Annotated in this window: 12 protein-coding genes; 4 read left to right on the plus strand and 8 right to left on the minus strand. The window is 54.2% G+C overall.

Annotation, left to right across the window (positions count from 1 at the left end; translation table 11 throughout):
- Positions 1-32: 32 nt before the first annotated feature.
- Together aroC and prmB are read right to left on the minus strand one after the other, a co-directional pair.
- Positions 33-1,124 carry a chorismate synthase gene (gene aroC, locus RZA33_RS13440; RefSeq protein WP_317508224.1) on the minus strand — a complete coding sequence of 364 codons (1,092 nt, stop codon included), beginning with the start codon at positions 1,122-1,124 and terminating at the stop codon, positions 33-35.
- Positions 1,125-1,137: 13 nt separating this feature from the next.
- Entirely contained in the window at positions 1,138-2,097 is a 960-nt protein-coding gene (gene prmB, locus RZA33_RS13445) for a 50S ribosomal protein L3 N(5)-glutamine methyltransferase (RefSeq protein WP_317508225.1), read from the minus strand.
- A gap of 159 nt (positions 2,098-2,256) precedes the next feature.
- On the opposite strand from prmB, the gene RZA33_RS13450 reads away from it, so the two are divergent.
- Positions 2,257-2,826 carry a Smr/MutS family protein gene (locus RZA33_RS13450; protein ID WP_317508226.1) on the plus strand — a complete coding sequence of 190 codons (570 nt, stop codon included), beginning with the start codon at positions 2,257-2,259 and terminating at the stop codon, positions 2,824-2,826.
- Positions 2,827-2,830: 4 nt separating this feature from the next.
- On the opposite strand, the gene RZA33_RS13455 is transcribed toward RZA33_RS13450, so the two are convergent.
- The 4 genes from RZA33_RS13455 to RZA33_RS13470 form a co-directional block, all read right to left on the minus strand.
- The gene (locus RZA33_RS13455; protein ID WP_317508227.1) at positions 2,831-3,886 is read right to left on the minus strand and encodes a patatin-like phospholipase family protein; all 1,056 of its coding nucleotides are present in this window, start codon (positions 3,884-3,886) and stop codon (positions 2,831-2,833) included.
- Entirely contained in the window at positions 3,879-4,784 is a 906-nt protein-coding gene (locus RZA33_RS13460; RefSeq protein WP_317508228.1) for an alpha/beta fold hydrolase, read from the minus strand. Before RZA33_RS13460 ends, RZA33_RS13455 begins: the two co-directional genes overlap by 8 nt.
- A gap of 255 nt (positions 4,785-5,039) precedes the next feature.
- Positions 5,040-7,625 (minus strand): ABC transporter permease, encoded by a 2,586-nt coding sequence (locus tag RZA33_RS13465; RefSeq protein ID WP_317508229.1) that lies wholly within the window; start codon positions 7,623-7,625, stop codon positions 5,040-5,042.
- The gene (locus tag RZA33_RS13470) at positions 7,622-8,455 is read right to left on the minus strand and encodes an ABC transporter ATP-binding protein (RefSeq protein WP_317508230.1); all 834 of its coding nucleotides are present in this window, start codon (positions 8,453-8,455) and stop codon (positions 7,622-7,624) included. The genes RZA33_RS13465 and RZA33_RS13470 overlap by 4 nt, the downstream gene beginning before the upstream one ends.
- On the opposite strand from RZA33_RS13470, the gene RZA33_RS13475 reads away from it, so the two are divergent.
- The 3 genes from RZA33_RS13475 (at position 8,454) to RZA33_RS13485 (ending at position 11,847) form a co-directional block, all read left to right on the plus strand.
- A complete protein-coding gene (locus tag RZA33_RS13475) occupies positions 8,454-9,140 on the plus strand; it encodes an arylesterase (RefSeq protein ID WP_317508231.1) in 687 nt (228 codons plus the stop codon). The two genes, RZA33_RS13470 and RZA33_RS13475, sit on opposite strands and share 2 nt — an antisense overlap.
- Before the next feature lie 92 nt (positions 9,141-9,232).
- Positions 9,233-9,934: a transglutaminase-like cysteine peptidase gene (locus RZA33_RS13480; RefSeq protein WP_317508232.1), complete on the plus strand. Its 702-nt coding sequence runs from the start codon at positions 9,233-9,235 to the stop codon at positions 9,932-9,934.
- A gap of 14 nt (positions 9,935-9,948) precedes the next feature.
- Entirely contained in the window at positions 9,949-11,847 is a 1,899-nt protein-coding gene (locus RZA33_RS13485) for an EAL domain-containing protein (RefSeq protein ID WP_317508233.1), read from the plus strand.
- A 23-nt stretch (positions 11,848-11,870) separates the two neighbouring features.
- Here the strand turns inward: RZA33_RS13485 and RZA33_RS13490 are convergent, their stop codons facing one another.
- The gene (locus tag RZA33_RS13490) at positions 11,871-12,191 is read right to left on the minus strand and encodes a tryptophan synthase subunit beta like protein (RefSeq protein WP_317508234.1); all 321 of its coding nucleotides are present in this window, start codon (positions 12,189-12,191) and stop codon (positions 11,871-11,873) included.
- Between the two features lie 105 nt (positions 12,192-12,296).
- Positions 12,297-16,916 carry a choice-of-anchor K domain-containing protein gene (locus RZA33_RS13495; RefSeq protein WP_317508235.1) on the minus strand — a complete coding sequence of 1,540 codons (4,620 nt, stop codon included), beginning with the start codon at positions 16,914-16,916 and terminating at the stop codon, positions 12,297-12,299.
- Between the last annotated feature and the right edge of the window lie 131 nt (positions 16,917-17,047).

A 17,047-nucleotide genomic window follows, 5' to 3' on the forward strand; every position in this document is an offset into this window, starting at 1 on the left:
TAGCAGCGAACTGCAAACCTCACCGCATTGTATTAGCGCTGCGTTAAACGCGGTGTATCAACATGAACCTCTCCATTTTGCCCCCGCTGGCGTAGCCAATGATCCAGCAGCGTTATTGCCATCATCGCCTCAGCGATGGGTGTGGCGCGAATACCCACACAGGGGTCGTGACGCCCTTTGGTAATCACCTCAACCGCTTGACCATGGACGTCGATCGAACGCCCCGGCGTGGTAATGCTTGACGTCGGTTTAAGCGCTAAACGCGCCACTATCGGCTGACCGCTGGAAATCCCCCCCAGCACGCCGCCAGCATGGTTAGAGAGAAAACCGTCAGGCGTCATCTCGTCGCGGTGCTCGCTGCCGCGCTGGGCTACGCTGTCAAAACCAGCGCCAATGGCTATCCCTTTTACCGCATTGATACTCATCAAACCATGCGCTAGATCAGCATCCAGGCGATCAAATACCGGTTCGCCCAGCCCTACCGGAACGCCTTCCGCCACCACGGTAATTTCTGCGCCGACCGAGTCCTGGTCGCGGCGCAGCTGGTCCATATAGGCTTCCAGCTCAGCGACTTTTTCAGGGTCAGGGCAGAAAAAGGCATTTTGATCGATTGACTCCCACTGTTTGAAAGCAATCTTAATTGGGCCTAGCTGACTCATATAGCCACGAATTTGCACACCCTGGGCGGCCAAATATTTTTTGGCGATAGCCCCGGCAGCCACGCGCATGGCGGTTTCACGGGCGCTGGAGCGACCGCCCCCGCGATAGTCACGGTGGCCATATTTATGGTGGTAGGTGTAATCCGCGTGAGCAGGCCTGAACTGGTCTTTGATTTTAGAATAATCATTGGAACGCTGGTCAGTGTTCTCAATCAACAAGCCAATCGAGGTACCGGTCGTTTTGCCCTCAAATACACCCGAAAGAATGCGCACTTGATCGGACTCTTTGCGCTGGGTGGTATGCCGCGAGCTTCCGGGGCGACGGCGATCCAAGTCGTGCTGTAGATCGGCCTCACTCAGGGGTAGCCCCGGTGGGCAGCCATCAACGATAGCTCCCAGCGCGGGGCCATGGCTTTCACCAAAGGTGGTGACGGTAAATAATTTGCCAAAGGTATTGCCAGACATGGCGGTTAGTTCCTCACACGAAAGACGCCGCATGGGCGTCGAGTTCAGCGGCGCTCAAGGCGAATACGCCCTGGCCGCCACGCTCGAATTCAAGCCATAGGAAAGGGACGTCAGGGAATGCCACCTCCACATGGCGATCGGAATTGCCGACCTCTACAATCAGCCAGCCCTCATCGGTTAAGTGTTCCCGTGCTTCACGCAGTATGCGCCGCACAATATCCAGACCATCGCTGCCTGCTCCCAGCGCTAACGAAGGCTCGTGGCGGTACTCGGCTGGCATGGTAGCTAGATCGCGGGCATCCACGTAGGGGGGGTTGGCGACAATTAAATCAAAACGCTGACCTTCCAGCTCATTGAAAACATCCGACGCCACCGCGCGAACGCGATCACCAACATCGTGGCGGGTAATATTTTGCCGGGCCACAGCGAGAGCGTCTTGACTAATGTCGGCAAGAGCAACTTCACAGGTGGGTAGATACAACGCGGTAGCAATGCCGATACAGCCGGAACCCGTGCATAAATCCAACACCTTGGCGGGCGGCTCTTCGGGAAACCAGGCGGCAAAGCCATCTTCTATTAATTCGGCAATCGGCGAGCGGGGAATGAGCACGCGCTCATCGACGCTAAACGGGTGGCCGGCAAAGAAGCTCTCACCGAGTAAATAAGGCAGTGGACGGCGCGTGGCAATTCGTTCCCGCGCCAGGCTAATGATCCGCTGGCGCTCGATTGGCAGCAATCGTGCCTCCAGCACGCCAGGATCAACATTCCACGGCAGATGCAGCGCGCCTAGGCAGAGCGCCACCGCCTCGTCCCACGCCGAATCGGTTCCATGGCCGTAATGCAGGCCCGCCAGATAAAACTCGCTGGAGACCCAGCGAAGGTAGTCGCGCAGCGTCAACAGTTCGCTCACCAGCGCCGAATCTGGCAGGGAAAGCGTTGAGTGAGAATGCTCAGCGTTAAGATGCGTGGTCACAGCGACTCCTGGTTAACGATAATTATGGATGAGGCAACCAAGCAACATCCACATAATGAATAAAGATTGTACCTTTCACGCTGCCCGGTTCACAGCAACGCTCAGCCCGCTATACTGTACGCTTTGCTTGATTCACCTTTATTGCCACCCGAGCCTGCCATGACGCGACGCCGCCACCTACCCAATGATGACGATATCAGTGCCTTCCGCGACGCGTTAAAAGCGGCAGGCGTGCGGCCTATCGCCTCTAATCAAGCGGACCCTGGCAAGCCTAAACGCGATACTCAGGCTCACCAAGCCCGGCGTACCGCTGCGGTAGAAAATACGACACACCAAGCCAGTGGGCGCACGTCGGATGGCCGTGTTGAGGCCGTGCGCCCGTCTGAGTACCTTGAATTTAGCGTGCCGGACCTGCCCTGGCGCGCATTCAGCCAGTTAAAGCGTGGCCAAACCGCGTGGCAGGCAGGCCTTGATTTGCATGGCTATACGCTGGAGGAGGCACGCGTGGAGCTGGAGAGTTTTCTGAGCGACTCGGCAAGCTCAGGCCTGCGCTGCGTTCTCGTGGTACACGGCAAGGCGTGGGGCACCACGTCAGACTTCCCGGTGCTCAAAAGCCATACCAACACTTGGCTGCGCGAATGGCCGGGCGTGCTGGCCTTCTGCTCGGCGATTGATATCGACGGCGGCACCGGGGCAGTCTATATATTACTGCGCAAGCGCGGCCAGTAGAGCGTTACTTGCTAGCATCGGAAGCGAGACCCGGCATTCGCCGTTGCAACGCTTCATCCGCCAGGTGGCGGCCGAGACGTATCAGCTCCCTACCGCGATGGAATTCGTAGGTGCTACAAACGGTTTTAGGTATTTCAATCAGCACATCGGGCGGGTAGCCCGCCACCTTGTACTTGGCCAGCGCCGCCTGAGTAATATCAAACGACTCCAAGATCATATCCAGCTTGCTCCACTCGCGTTTGCCACGGGCTTCGATGGCGTCATCTAGCGCTTCGCCCTCTCCGTCGACACCCTCTCCGTTTACATTTTCACCGTTTAAATGCTCGCCGTTGGAACCCAGGCCACTCCATAATTTGCGGGTAGCGGTACGCACATCGCCCATCCAGTTTCCCATGCGTTGATCGCGTTCGCGTTCTTGTTCACTGCGGCTATCGGCTGATTTCGCCTCCTTGGGCAGTAGCTCTTCTAGCGTCACCGGCAGCGGGCTGTGCGCAGTGACATTAACGGCCACCACAAAGTCGGCTTGGTGGGCGGCAATCACGGGCATGATGGGGAGCGGGTTGAGTAGCCCGCCATCGACTAACACTTGATCGCCTAAATGCACTGGCGTGATCACTCCTGGCACGGCAATTGAGGCGCGTATTGCCTGGAGCAACGGGCCGTTTTGAAACCACACCTCGCGTTGACGTACTAAATCCGTCGCTACCGTGGTCACCGGGATCGACAGGTCTTCAATCAAAATATCGCCGACCAAGGCTTCCAGCTTGTTCATGACTTTACTGGCGCGCATTGCGCCCATCGGGCTCCACGTCACATCGACCAGTTTGAGGACGTCTAGGTAGTCAAGCTGACACACCCAGTCGCGGTATTCGGACAGTTTTCCAGCCGCGTACACCCCGCCAATCAGCGCACCCATGGAGCACCCTGAGACTGCAATAATCTCAAAACCCCGCGCCTCTAATGCCTCAATGACACCAATATGCGCATAGCCGCGGGCGCCCCCGCTACCCAGCACCAAAGCGACCTTATTGCCACTGCCCACATGCGCCGTTTCATTCATCAACACCACTCCAATGATGGTTAATGACCATCGCCACTTGCTCAACCACCTGGGGTTCCAAGTGCAGGTGGTGGCCGCCCTTTAACACTTGGCGGGTTAAATCTTTCACGGTTTGCCGCGCCGCTACTGCCCAAGCGCGTTGCCCCAAAATACCGCCTTCGCCCTCTATTAATAGCACCGGCGCTTGAATAGCCGCCAGTAGCGAGTGCACTTGCTCGGGGGTGAAGCGTACCAGAGATGGCTTCAACAAACGGCTGTCGGTACGCATTTGCACGTGGCCGTCGGTGCTAGCTAGGGTGTTACGCTCCACCAGTGGGGTCGCCGTTAGACTATCCAACGGTGTGACGCCACCTGCCACACGCGCCGCCACGGCGCTTTCGATATCCGGGTAACGAGGCGCGCGGGAGGTAGGCCGACGATAAGCCTTCAAGCCTTTACGTAGTTGGTCAGCGGTCTCTTCTGCCGGGGTGTTGAGCGCGCCTAGCCCATCAATTAACGTTAAGCGTTCGACCTGTTCTGGCATCGCTGCGGCAAGCAAGCAGGCCACTGCCGCTCCCATGGAATGGGCTAATACCTTAGCTTGCTCAAGGCCGAGTGAGTGCATGGCATCGAGCACATCGTGGCAGTAGTCCCACAATGCATAGTCAGTACCCTCTGGGGCGTGTGATGAGTGCCCGTGACCACGAAAATCCAGCGCCACGATACGGATATCCTGTGCCTCGACCAACAGCGGGGCCAAACGCGAAAAGCTGGCCGCATTATCCAACCAGCCGTGTAAGGCCAGCCATACCGGGGCATCAGAACGCCCCCAGCTCAGCGCCGCGAGACGCCCTTGAGCAAGCGAAAGTGGCTGCGGCGCAACAGAGTGCGCCGCGGTGGTGTTAGATGGAAGTATCATTAACCGTCCTACTTTAAACTGGCTTGGTAGCCGTCGCGGGAGATAGCTTCAGCCCGCGACTCTTCCGGCGACCAAGGTGACGACATAAGCAACAAACGTTACCATGCCGACCAGAATGCTTCCGCTGCTTTTTACCTCCACGCTTATTTTGGTGCCGATATGAAACCCAACCGCGATACGCGCGCCCGTAATCTGGTCTTTCTAGTTGCCGTTGTTAGCGCCATTGTCGTCGGCTTCTGGGTAGCGAGATAACGATTACGCTTCGCCGAGTAACCCCAAGCTAGCTGCCGGGGCTTGGCGACGTAACCCTCGTGAAAGCGCATGACCAATGACGCCAATCAGCAGCGCCCCTCCAACAGGGAGGAAAACCCACAGCCCCACATGTAGGCGCGGGGCGAGATCCAGCAGGTAAATATACAGACCCGCCGTAGCAAGCTCAGCCAATACAGCCCCCATCAACCCACTGGCAAAGCCTAACAGCGCGTACTCGGCGCCCTGCACCCGTGAAATCATTCGGCTCCCTGCCCCAAACACACGCAGCAGGCCGCTTTCGTGGGCGCGTACCGGGCGGCTAGCGGTTAGCGCGGCATACAGCACGCTAACACCGGCGAGTAGCACCAAGGCGAGCACTAACTCCACCGCGCGAGTGACCTGGGTCAGCACATCGCGGACCTGGCCTAAAATCGCGTCCACGTTGAGCAGCGAGACACCAGGAAAATCGTTAATCAATTCTCTAATCAAGCCATCTTCTGCCTCGGGTAAGTGAAACGCAGTAATGTAGCTATGGCCAAACTGCTCTAACACGCCGGGCGGGAAGATAACGAAGAAGTTGGGCTGGAAGCTGTCCCAATTTAGGCTGCGCAGGCTAGTAATTTGGGTAGTGATTTCATCGCTACCAACCGAAAACGTCATCTCATCGCCAATGCTCAGCCCCAGCCGTTCAGCAAGGCCATCCTCTACGGAAATAGGCACGGGGGCAGTTTGTTGCGTTGTTTGTTGAGGCGTTGCCTCTACGGCGTTCATCCATCCCCGGCTCTCACCTCCCTCGCTTGGCTGAGCTGAGAACCATTCGCCTGCGACGACTTCATTACCCTCAGGCAGCTCAGCCTGCCAGGTAAGATTCAACTCGCGACGCAGCGAATTGTCACCACGGGCATCCGGCGGTACGGCGTCTCTGGGCGACTGGTCATTTATCGCAATCACCCGTCCGCGCACCATGGGATACAGGGTGCTTTGGGTTTCCACCCGAGGGGAAATCGCCTCTTCAAAAGCATCCCGTTCGGAAGGTTGAATATTAATGGCAAAGTAGTTGGGAGTATTAGCAGGCAGTTGGTCTTGCCAGGTGGTTAGCAGGTCACCGCGCACCAAGACAATCATCGCCATGGCAAAGAAGGTCACCGAGAAAGCCATCAGTTGCCCCAGGCCCGCTTGACGCCGCCGCGCCAGTTGGCGGCCTCCCAGGCGCAGCGCCTGAGACCACTCGTTGCCCCCGTTCAAGCGCTTGACGCCACGCAGCAAGCCACTGAGCAGCAGCGCGCTAATAACCCACAATAATCCCAACAATAGCGCGCCGCCGATTAATAGCGCGAGGGCCAGCGGCAGACTGCCGGAGTAGAGCCATAGCAAGCCGCCAAATACAACGCCCGCCACACCCACGACGAGCCACGCGGAAGGCGGCAGTGGATCAAGTTCGCGGCGGAGTACTTTTAACGCGCTGACCTGCTTGATGCGCAGCAACGTTGGCCCTGCAAACCCCACCAGCACCGCCAGGGCGGTAAATACGCCTAACCCCAGCGGCATTATTCCCGGTGGAGGCAGCGTCATCGGCAAGAAACTCACCAGCAGCCAGATCAATAGGGCTTGGCCAACAAGCCCAAGCAGCGCCCCGATGGTCGATGCCACTAACGCCAAACCGATTAGCTGGAGACTAAAGATGGTGACTAGCTGGCGCTGGCTAGCGCCAAAACAGCGTAGCAGAGCGGCAGTATCCAGGTGGCGCTCCACGTAGCGGCGCGTCGACATTGCCACAGCCACGCCCGCTAGCAACACAGCGGCTAAGCCCGCCAAGCCTAAATAGCTTTCCGCCCGCTGCAGCGCGTTGCCAAGCTGGGGCCGATCAACGCGCACATCGCGCACTTCTACGCCTTCACGGCGCAAATCAGCAAGCAGCGCCTGAACTTGATTAAGCGCCGCAGGGGGGCCTGCCGCTAAAATCTCAAACTCAACCCGCGAGCCCTCTTGAACGAGGCCAGTCGCCTCGACATCTGCGGTGTTAAGCATTAACCGCGGGTTAAAACTGCCAAAACCGCCGGACTGATCCGCTTCGCGCTCGATAATCCCGGTGATGGTTAGCTCGGTTTGGCCAACTTGCACTTGGTCGCCCAATTCAATCTCAATGAGCTCTATCAGTCGCGGATCCGCCCATGCCTCCCCAGGCGGTGGGCCTGAGGCTACTTGCTCGGTGCCATCGCCGAAATCCACGTAGGAGGTGCCGTAATGCGGATAGACATCATCCACGGCTTTCAAGCTCGCAGGCTGAAAGCGATCACCGCGACTGATCATTGAGACCAAATCAATTTGATCGCTGAGCGTAAACCCCGCGTCCTGCAAGTTAGCGCGTAACTCATCGGAAAAGGGGTCACGCTGTTCAAGCACCAAATCACCGCCCAGCATTTGCCCCGCTTGACGCTCCAGGCCTCGCTCTAGCCGGTCAAGGAAAAAGGCAATCATGGTAGAGGCAGCAACGGCCAATACTAACGCTATAAACAGCGCACGCACATCCGCCGCACGCAGGTCTCGCTTGAGGCTGCGCATGGCTAAACGCCAATTCACATCACTCATTGCACGCCCTCGTCAACCGAAGCCGTTGTTGGCACAAAAGCTTCTAACTTGCCATGGTCTAATCGCAGGCAGCGATCACAGCGACGCGCCAAGGCGTGGTCGTGGGTAACCAGAATAAGCGTAGTGCCCGCCTCACGATTGAGCTGGAAGAGCAAATCAATGACCTGCGCACCGGTATCCGGGTCGAGGTTGCCGGTGGGCTCATCGGCAAATACCAGTTCAGGGTCGGTCACAAAGGCGCGGGCAACCGCTACCCGCTGCTGCTCGCCGCCGGAAAGCTGCTTGGGCAAGTGATCTACCCGCTCGCCCAACCCCACTCGTTCTAACCACTGAGCGGCGGTATGCGTCTCACCGGCGTGGGGCGATAGCTCAAGCGGCAGCATGACGTTTTCCAACGCACTCAGCGTCGGCAATAGCTGGAAGTTCTGGAACACAAAGCCAACTCGCCCGGCCCTTAGGGCGGCACGGCCATCTTCATCCAAACGGCTCAGCGCATGACCGAAGAGTGTGAGTTCGCCGTCACTGGGCGTATCAAGGCCAGCTAATAAACCCAGTAGCGTTGATTTACCCGCGCCGCTTTTGCCCAGGATCGCCACGCTTTCACCTGCCGCCACGTTTAGCGACAGGTCGTGTAAGATGGTTAACGAGCGTTCACCGCTGGTCACCTTTTTAGACAACTTGTCAGCGTACAAGACTGGCTGCCCAGCGGGGCTATGGGGAACGTTCTCAGCCGTTTGGCTGTCGCTAGGCTGACGATCACCGTGGGGTGACACACTCGATGTAGTTTTATCGGTGGCTGAATTTGCAGTTTGATCTGAGGAGTAAGACATGAAGCGTGGCATCCCTATGGCATGGCATGGACTGTACCGCATGGTAACCGGATGGCTGGTGCTGCTGATAGCCACCTTTGCCTCTGCGTCTATCAACGCTGAGACTCTCAGCGCAGAACCTGACCCCACTCTTCTGGTCATGGGCGACAGCTTAAGCGCCGCTTACGGCATTGAGCGTGAGGAGGGCTGGGTGAGTCTACTGGCAGAGCGCTTGGACGATAATGTTCAAATCATCAACGCCAGTATTAGCGGTGAAACCACATCCGGTGGTTTGCAACGCTTTAGTGATCTTCTGGGACAGCATCAGCCAGACATTGTTCTCATCGAGCTAGGTGGTAACGACGGTTTGCGTGGCTTATCGCCTGGACAAATGCAGGCTAATTTGGCTGAAATGATTGAGCAAAGCCAAGCAGCCGATGCTGAGGTGTTACTGCTGGGCATTGATATTCCGCCCAATTACGGTCAAGCCTACCGCGATGCGTTTACCGGTGTGTTTTATTCGTTGGCGGAAGAGTACGACGTGGCACTGGTGCCCTTCTTACTTGAGGGTATTGCCTTAAACGACGCCTTAATGCAGAGCGACGGCATCCACCCCACCGCTGATGCGCAGCCAATGATGTTGGAGAATGTGTGGGACGCGTTGACGCCTTTGCTTGAATCATCGCATCAGGCAGCCGTTGAATAAGCCTTTAAAGACCTCTTGGAGGTTGAGGTGTAGCACTTCAACACGCCAGCTTGTAATCTTACTCCCTATTCGGCGGTTACTAACGGCGGCCCATGCCTGCTCCCTCTCGTCATAGCCCTCCTGTTTTATCGCGTCGGCAGTTCTTAGCAACTGCTGGCGCGCTATGCTTGGGCGCAGGTTTTGGCATTCATCCAACGCCTGCGGCAGCGTTTGACCCACAACGCTTGCGCCAAAGCATGCAGCGGTATGGGCAGGCCGGTTTATCCGTCTTAGAAGAGTGGTTTTCGCTACTTCAACAGCTACAGAATAAAGATGTACAGGCCCAGCTGCGCGGAGTTAACGACTTCTTTAATCGCCATATCCGGTGGATTGACGATATCCAGGTGTGGGGGCAAGAGGATTATTGGGCGACACCTTTGGAAGCAATGGGTAAAGGCCAAGGAGACTGCGAGGACTACTCCATTGCCAAATACATCACCCTTAAGCAATTGGGCGTGACTAGCCGCTATTTACGCATGATTTATGTCCGGGCGCGCATTGGCCGTAGCCAAATTACCCAAGCCCACATGGTGCTGGGCTATTACTCAACACCCGATGCAGAACCGTTGGTGCTGGACAATATTGTTCCGTCGATCACCCCAGCCTCGCAGCGTACCGACCTTGACCCGCTGTTCAGTTTTAACAGCGATGGCCTTTGGGCTGGCGGCTCATCGGAATCGCGTGCTGACCCATTGGCGCGCTTGTCTCGCTGGCGAAGCGTTATTGAACGTATGCAAACTCAGGGTTTCATTTAAGAGGAATTGGCACGATGTCACTTATAAAACAACTTTGGCTTGCCATTATCACCCTGCTACTGCTGTCGTTCATCGGTAGCCTTGCCATTAGCATTGCCACTAGCCGCGACTATATCGAGCAGGAAGTGCGTATCAAGAATGAGGATAATGCCACCGCTTTAGCGCTTTCCATGAGCCAGCTCGAGAAAGACCTTGTTATCTTGGAGCTGTTAATCGCTGCTCAGTTTGACACCGGCTACTATCGCCAAATTACCCTGCGTGATACCGAAGGAAACGTGCTTATTGAGCGCTCATCCGAACAGTACGGCGGCGATGTGCCCGCCTGGTTCCGCCAGCTTGTTGAATTTGAGGTGCCCAGCGGCACAGCGACCATTCAAGACGGCTGGCGACAATTCGGCACCTTGGAGCTTGAGAGCCAGCACAGCTTTGCCTACGCCTCTTTATGGCGCAGCATGCTGGAACTCGCCGCTTGGTTTTTACTTGCCGGGGTAATTAGCTTAGCGATAGCCACGGTGATCGTCCGGGGTATTAAGCATCCTCTTTCCCGCGTCGTCACGCAGGCGCAAGATATCAGCGCGCGGCGGTTTACTACGATTAAAGAGCCACGCACGCTGGAGTTACGCCAAGTTACCCAAGCAATGAACGTGCTGTCTGCCAATGTTCATCAAATGCTCAGCCATGAAAGCCACAAGCTGGACGAGTTACGCCGCCATTTACAACACGACCGCGTCACCGGCGCGCTTAACCGCGATGTGTTTATGGGCAAATTTGCTGCCCAGTTAAGCAGCGATGATGCTCGCGCAACAGGCATGGTGGTGATGGTGCGGGTCCAAGAGTTAGAAACACTTAACGAGCAACTTGGCCATGCAGCCACCGATAGGCTACTCAGCACGCTTGTCTCCCACTTGAGCCAGCTTGATGGGGAGGCTTCCGAACCCGTGGTGGGTCGCCTTAACGGTAGCGACTTTATTCTCTTGCTGCCCCAGTTTGACGATGTTGAGCAACTTAGGCAGCACGTTACTAAAGCGCTGGCGGATGTATCAGCTACGGCGCCAGTGAGCGTTTACTTACCCACAGCGATTGTGCCTTATGCCCCGAATGATCAGCGCGGTACGTTGCTGGCAACGCTAGATGATGCCTTGGCTCAGGCTGAAAGCCTGAGCACGCATGAACAAATAGTGATACGCCAACGCGAACGAGTTTCGCTATATAGCAGCCATGCGGAATGGCGGGCGGAGCTAGCGGCGGCGATTCAAACAGGCCCGGAGTTGGCCTATTTCCCTGTGATTGATGCCCATGGCGACATCCTCCATTACGAGTGCCCGGCGCGGTTAAAATTGGCTGGTGAATGGCAAACCGCAGGGGTCTTTATCCCCTGGATTACCCGTTTTGACATGGAACCAGCGCTCGATTTAGCCGTAGTGAAGAAAGCCCTCACCAATCTCATTACCGACCTTAAGCCGGTCGGGATTAACCTTTCTGCAGCTTCAATTACCAACACCCAATTTGTTAACGAGCTGCGAGCACTGCTGGAAACCCAACCCAACCTCGCGAAGCAACTCTGCTTTGAAGTGCCTGCCACGCTCAGCACCCACGAGATTGGCAGCTTACGCGGGCTTTGCAGTGCGTTAAGGCCTCTGGGGTGTACCTTCGGCATCGAGCACGTAGGCGCGGAATTCACCAAGCTTGCCGACCTACACGACGTTGGCCTTGCCTATTTAAAAATGGATAACAGCCTTATTCACCAAATCGATACCTCAACTAACCAACAAACCATCGTGCGCGGCATGGCAACACTGTGCCACTCATTGGGCATTCAGGTGATTGGTGAAGGGGTGGCTAATAATGAAGAACTCATTTGCCTGTTCCAGGTAGGTGTCGACGGCGCGACCGGGCCAGGCGTGCAAATCTGACATCCCCTTAAGCGACTGTGACCTTAGATGGTGTCGTCGTCGCTTATCAAGCCTATATCATTTTTCGAGCGCAGCGACTTACGCTCCATCACCTTAGCCTGCGCAGCTTCGGGCAGGTCAGTGAAAGTGATGATTCCCTTATCCAGCAAGACCTCAAGAATATCTTCTACTACCCTTACAAAAGCTAAGTCGGAAGCAATAAAATGCGCCGAAGACCCCGGCTGGTCGGCAAGAAAAGCCAGCACCTCGGGTGCATCCGGGGCGATCGTTTCATCGCACTCTGCCGTTGGCTCTTTGCTGAGCATCACGATCTCGCCGGATGTATTGCGTTTGGTGTAGAGCATGGACATTCCTATGTAAGTAAACGCGCTGAAATGTAGCTAGACGTAATGCGGCATTGGATACAACAAGGCCGCCCGTTGGGCGGCCTTGTTGTGTTTCACGACTGATTAGATATCAGTATTTTGGGTAGAGTGATCATTATGTAATTTCACATAATCAGTATGTCCACCCGCCGGTTCCGCCTCAGTCGACACAGTGCTTTCTTGCGACGTGTCAGAAGCAGGCTTGGCTTTCTCTTCACCACTTTCAGAAGGCGGCAGCAGGCTATCAACGCTTTCGTCTTCATCACTGGAGAACAACTCACTCTCACTTAGTGAATCCTCGGTATCCCCTTCCGATTCGCTAGTCTGCAACTCACTCACGGGCACTGACGTCGTTGCATTCTCTGAATCATCATTCGAGGTAAACAGAGGCTCGTCCTCTTCTATTAACGAATAGCCATTGTCAATACCTTGTGATTCTTCTGTTTCCGCCTCTGCCGTTGCTGGTGCAACATTAGTGACCTCATCATCTTCAGCAAGCACTTCATCCTGACTGAGTTTCTCATCAGGCGTCGCTACATCTTCTTCGGTGATTTCTTCACTACTATCATCTCCTGTCACATCGTCACTTGTAACGTCATCGTCAACAGGAATGTTTTCTGTCGGCTCTGCATCTTCTAACGCTTGCCCTTCTTCACCGTTGATCAGCGCGTCAAGTTCTTCGGCGCTTATCGTGAAGCCTGCTTCCGCAAAGGTGATCAGGCCGTCTTCACCTATATCGTCAGCGGCAAACGAAGCGACCAACTGGCCGTCAGCAAATAGCTCAACGATATCGCCTTCGTCAAAGCTAAAGGCTCCATTGGCAAGCTCACCTGTCAAACCACTGCTGGTTTGGTAGGTCAGCCCTTCTAGCGCTTCATGAGCCAGCACGGCAGTTTTGATGGAGTCATTGGTATGCTCATCAAATTGGGTGACACCCGCATGTTTCTCCAACATATCGCGGACGTGCTGCATGGCCTCTTCTTCGTTGACATAGTTAGCGCCTGCCTCCTCCAGTGCAGCCTTGAGATCAGCCTCGGAAGTGTTACGCAAGTCGAGCGTACTGCCTTCAAATGCAGCATGCATCGCCGCTGTGATGGTAATGCCGTTGTAGGCGTTGCCATCGGCGTCCAGCGACTGCAGGAAAACTGCCATGTTCTCAACGTACTCATTGTTGAGATCAGCCAGCTCGGTATTCGCTATTTCCTGTAAGAAGACTTTTCCGTCGGAAAGGGCTTCCGCGGAGGCGGTACCAATCACTACATCGCCGACCATAAAGGTGACCGAGTCACCCTCACGATACTCAAACGAGCCGTTTGCCTCGGTAGTGCCGCTAAGACCGGACGAGCTAGCGTACATCGCACCTTCTACAATGCCGTCAATTAACTGGCCTTTAGTTATATCATCTCCGCTTTGAGTTACATTCACTACGCCTGTAACTTGCCCAGCATTATTTACTTTCCATTCAACAGCACTAACATTCTCATATTCATTTAAATAATCGAAAGTTGAAGCATCATGATTGGAGTTCTCACTTCCACCTTTAGCTCGAATGGCTCTCCATTCGTAACCCTGACTTTCAACATATTTAATTATAGCTTGGCTATCATTAATTCCAACGTCGCTTAAAACTCCCTCAAGTTTTACGAAATCTAGTGCACCATCATCATTTTGAAAAGCGATAGCAAGGTGTGAAACCCCAGGATAATCCCCGTACTCCGATGCTGTCACAATGATAGTTGCACTATCTGAACCGTCTACAGATGTCGATGCACCAGGGTCATTCGCCGTCGCAATAGCTTCAACATTGAGTACACCTGTAAAGTCATCTGGCACGGACAATATCAGACCTTTGACTGTGACAACGCCAGTGACAGGGTTCACTTCTACCGAGTTTGTATGCCCGCCAGTAGAATCCAGCGCAATGCCCCAAGTCGTTACACCATTATCATTTCCCAGATTCTCCGCACCGGATAAGGTCGTACCTACCGGCGCTTTAACGACTAGGTGTGTGATGCTTTCAGAGAAGTCAGCATCAGTTGGCTCAGCGGTAATATCCACGGTGTAAGTCGTTGCAGTCGACTCGTAAGAGAAGCTATGTAACAAATAGTCGCTAGTAGATTCATTATGACTACCAGTTCTAAAGTCAATTCCTGTAATAGCCTTACCCGCTGGCGCATCAACAGTCATGGGAGGATCAATACCATCACTACCGCCGTAGACTGAAAATGTCTCCGACGATCCATCGTCATAATGAACTTCGTAAACAGCCGTTTCGTTGTAACTATTCAGCCACGCCAACTGGAAGGCAACCGAAGATGCCGGTGTATCAAGCTCTATATGCAGCTTTTCACCTTTACCAATTTCCGAATCTGCACCATTGCTGGCTGAACCTGCCACCCCGAACCCAGTCGGTGAGCCGGTATCTTTGATAGAAATATTGCCTATTTGCCCATTTTTAAATGCGGTGACAGTGAAGCCAGCCGGATTACCGGATTGACCATCTGCGTTATTCAACACATTGGACAGATCCACGGCATATAACGAGCTTGTGGAACTCTCGGTCAGTGTCAGCTCGACATCGGGGGTATCGGTCACTGGCGTTACGTCAACAGTCGCAGTGGCTGGGTCTGATTGATTACCATCAACGTCAACGGCTATATAATCAAAAGTGACTTTTTCATCCCCGTTGTTATCACTCCAGTCAGTTTCTGGAACAAAGGTTAAAGTCGCACTGTTGTCAGTGGCATCAATGGACATATTCGCTGTGACCATTGTATTGCCAAAGTACAAGGTGCCATTAGCAGGCAGAGTCTGAATAACGAAGCTTTCCACGTTGCCATCGCCATCCAGAATGCTTCCTGACAGTGTGATATCAATGCCGTCACTGTCTTCTGGGCCTTTCGCTTCTGGTAGCGGTTCAGGTTTCTGCGGCGCAGCCTCACCGGTAATATTGATGTCGAGAGTAGACTCAACACTATCACCGTCGGCGTCTTTAAGAGTGTAAGCAAAGGAATCTACTTCCGTTTCGCCAGCGGTTAACTCATCGTACGCAGCCTGATCCAGCTGGTAACTATAGTTACCGTTGGCATCGACAGTTAAAACACCAAACTCACCCTGTACTTTAACGCCATCGCTTCCATCATCAGTCACACCACTGCCATCATTCCAAACAATAGCGTCTTCATCGGCGGGGCCATCCGCACCAAAGCTATAATCCACCTGACCAGTGACATCAGGCGCATCTGATGAGACCAGCTGCCCCATTAGTTTGTAACTGTTGGAAGCATCCTCCTCTGTAAGAACCCGATCGACAATCTTACCGTCCTGATCAACAAAACCAATGATCTGGAAATTATAAGTTTCGGTAACACCCTCCGCAGTCGTTATTTCGACCGGTACAATAGTACTGGCATTATTGATAGTAACAATATCGCGCGGATCAGAACCACTGTTTGGGGTCTCATTGTGATCAAAGTTAATCGTATGGTTGATGGTAGCACTATAACCATTAATCACTATATCTAGTGACAAATCTAGATTGACTGAATCTATCCCAGAACCACTCGATATAGAGAAGTTATTGTGGGTAAACTCTCCCAGTTCAAACATCGAATTTACCGATACTGACTGTGTACCGGTTAAGTTGTTATTATCATCAAAGGTATAGTTACTAGTACTATTACTATTACTACCATCCCAGCGGACTACATCATCTTGCCCAGCTGGCTGGTTATTAATATTAACTCCGCGACCGCCAGATACATTAGACCAACCAACGGACAATCCGCCAACTGCCAGGTCGTTTACAATCACGTTTAGATCTTGTGAACCAACGCTGGATACTGGCATGTCGTCTTCAACTGTAACTGTAACGGTTCCAGTATCAGGATCATTGATTCCATCGCTGAGAGATACATCAAAAGCAAAGCTTAGGGTATCTTCCACACTATTTACCGGATGATCCACGGGCTGGGTCAGTGTTACCTCATAGTTAATGCTCGTCGCACTTCCAGAGTTAGCGACGGCTTCAACTCCACCGTTCAACTCGATGCGAATGACCTCTTGGCCGTCAGCGGAACCAATTGCAACCGCTTCATTGCCACTCTCGTGAGACCAAGTTATATCATTACCACCAGATGTAAGGCCATTAGGCAAGGTACCCAGTTCGATCCCAACCGAGACAGGCGCATTACCGTTACCAGTGATTGCCAAAGTACCTGAAGCAACCGTGGCATTGGTCGTATCGTTATAGCCTACGCCTGCGTCACCATCAGGAATTCCAACTTTATTATCTCCTGGCAGATCAATGCCTTCTTCATAAACCACCACAGAACCATCACCGATTGTCAAACTGACATCATTGTCAGTAATCGTGCTGTCAACACTGTTCGCCGACGCATCCGCTTCGATGTTCTCGAAGTTGCTGTCGGTGATGTCGCCAATCGTAATGGTGAAGCCTTCCACCCCTTCGGCCAGCGCATCGTCGATGGTGTCGAGGGTAAAGGTGGTGCTGTTGCTGCCCGCGGGGATCGTAACGCTGGCCACCCCGTTAAAGTCGGTGCCGTCTTGGGCGGTACCGCTGTAGTTCAACGCCACGGTCACCGCTGTTCCATCGGCGGGAATCGCTTGGGACAGGCTGACGGTGTAATCCGTGGAGGTTTCACCTTCGACGATGTTTTGTTCGCCATTGATCGACACCAGCACGGTGTCTTCTTCACCGGGAGGGTTATCGCTACCCGTTTGGTCGGTGATCGTGGAGTCAACACTGTTCGCCGACGCATCCGCTTCGATGTTCTCGAAGTTGCTGTCGGTGATGTCGCCAATCGTAATGGTGA

Origin of the sequence: Halovibrio sp. HP20-59 (assembly GCF_033052795.2) — a bacterium.
Lineage (GTDB): Bacteria > Pseudomonadota > Gammaproteobacteria > Pseudomonadales > Halomonadaceae > Vreelandella.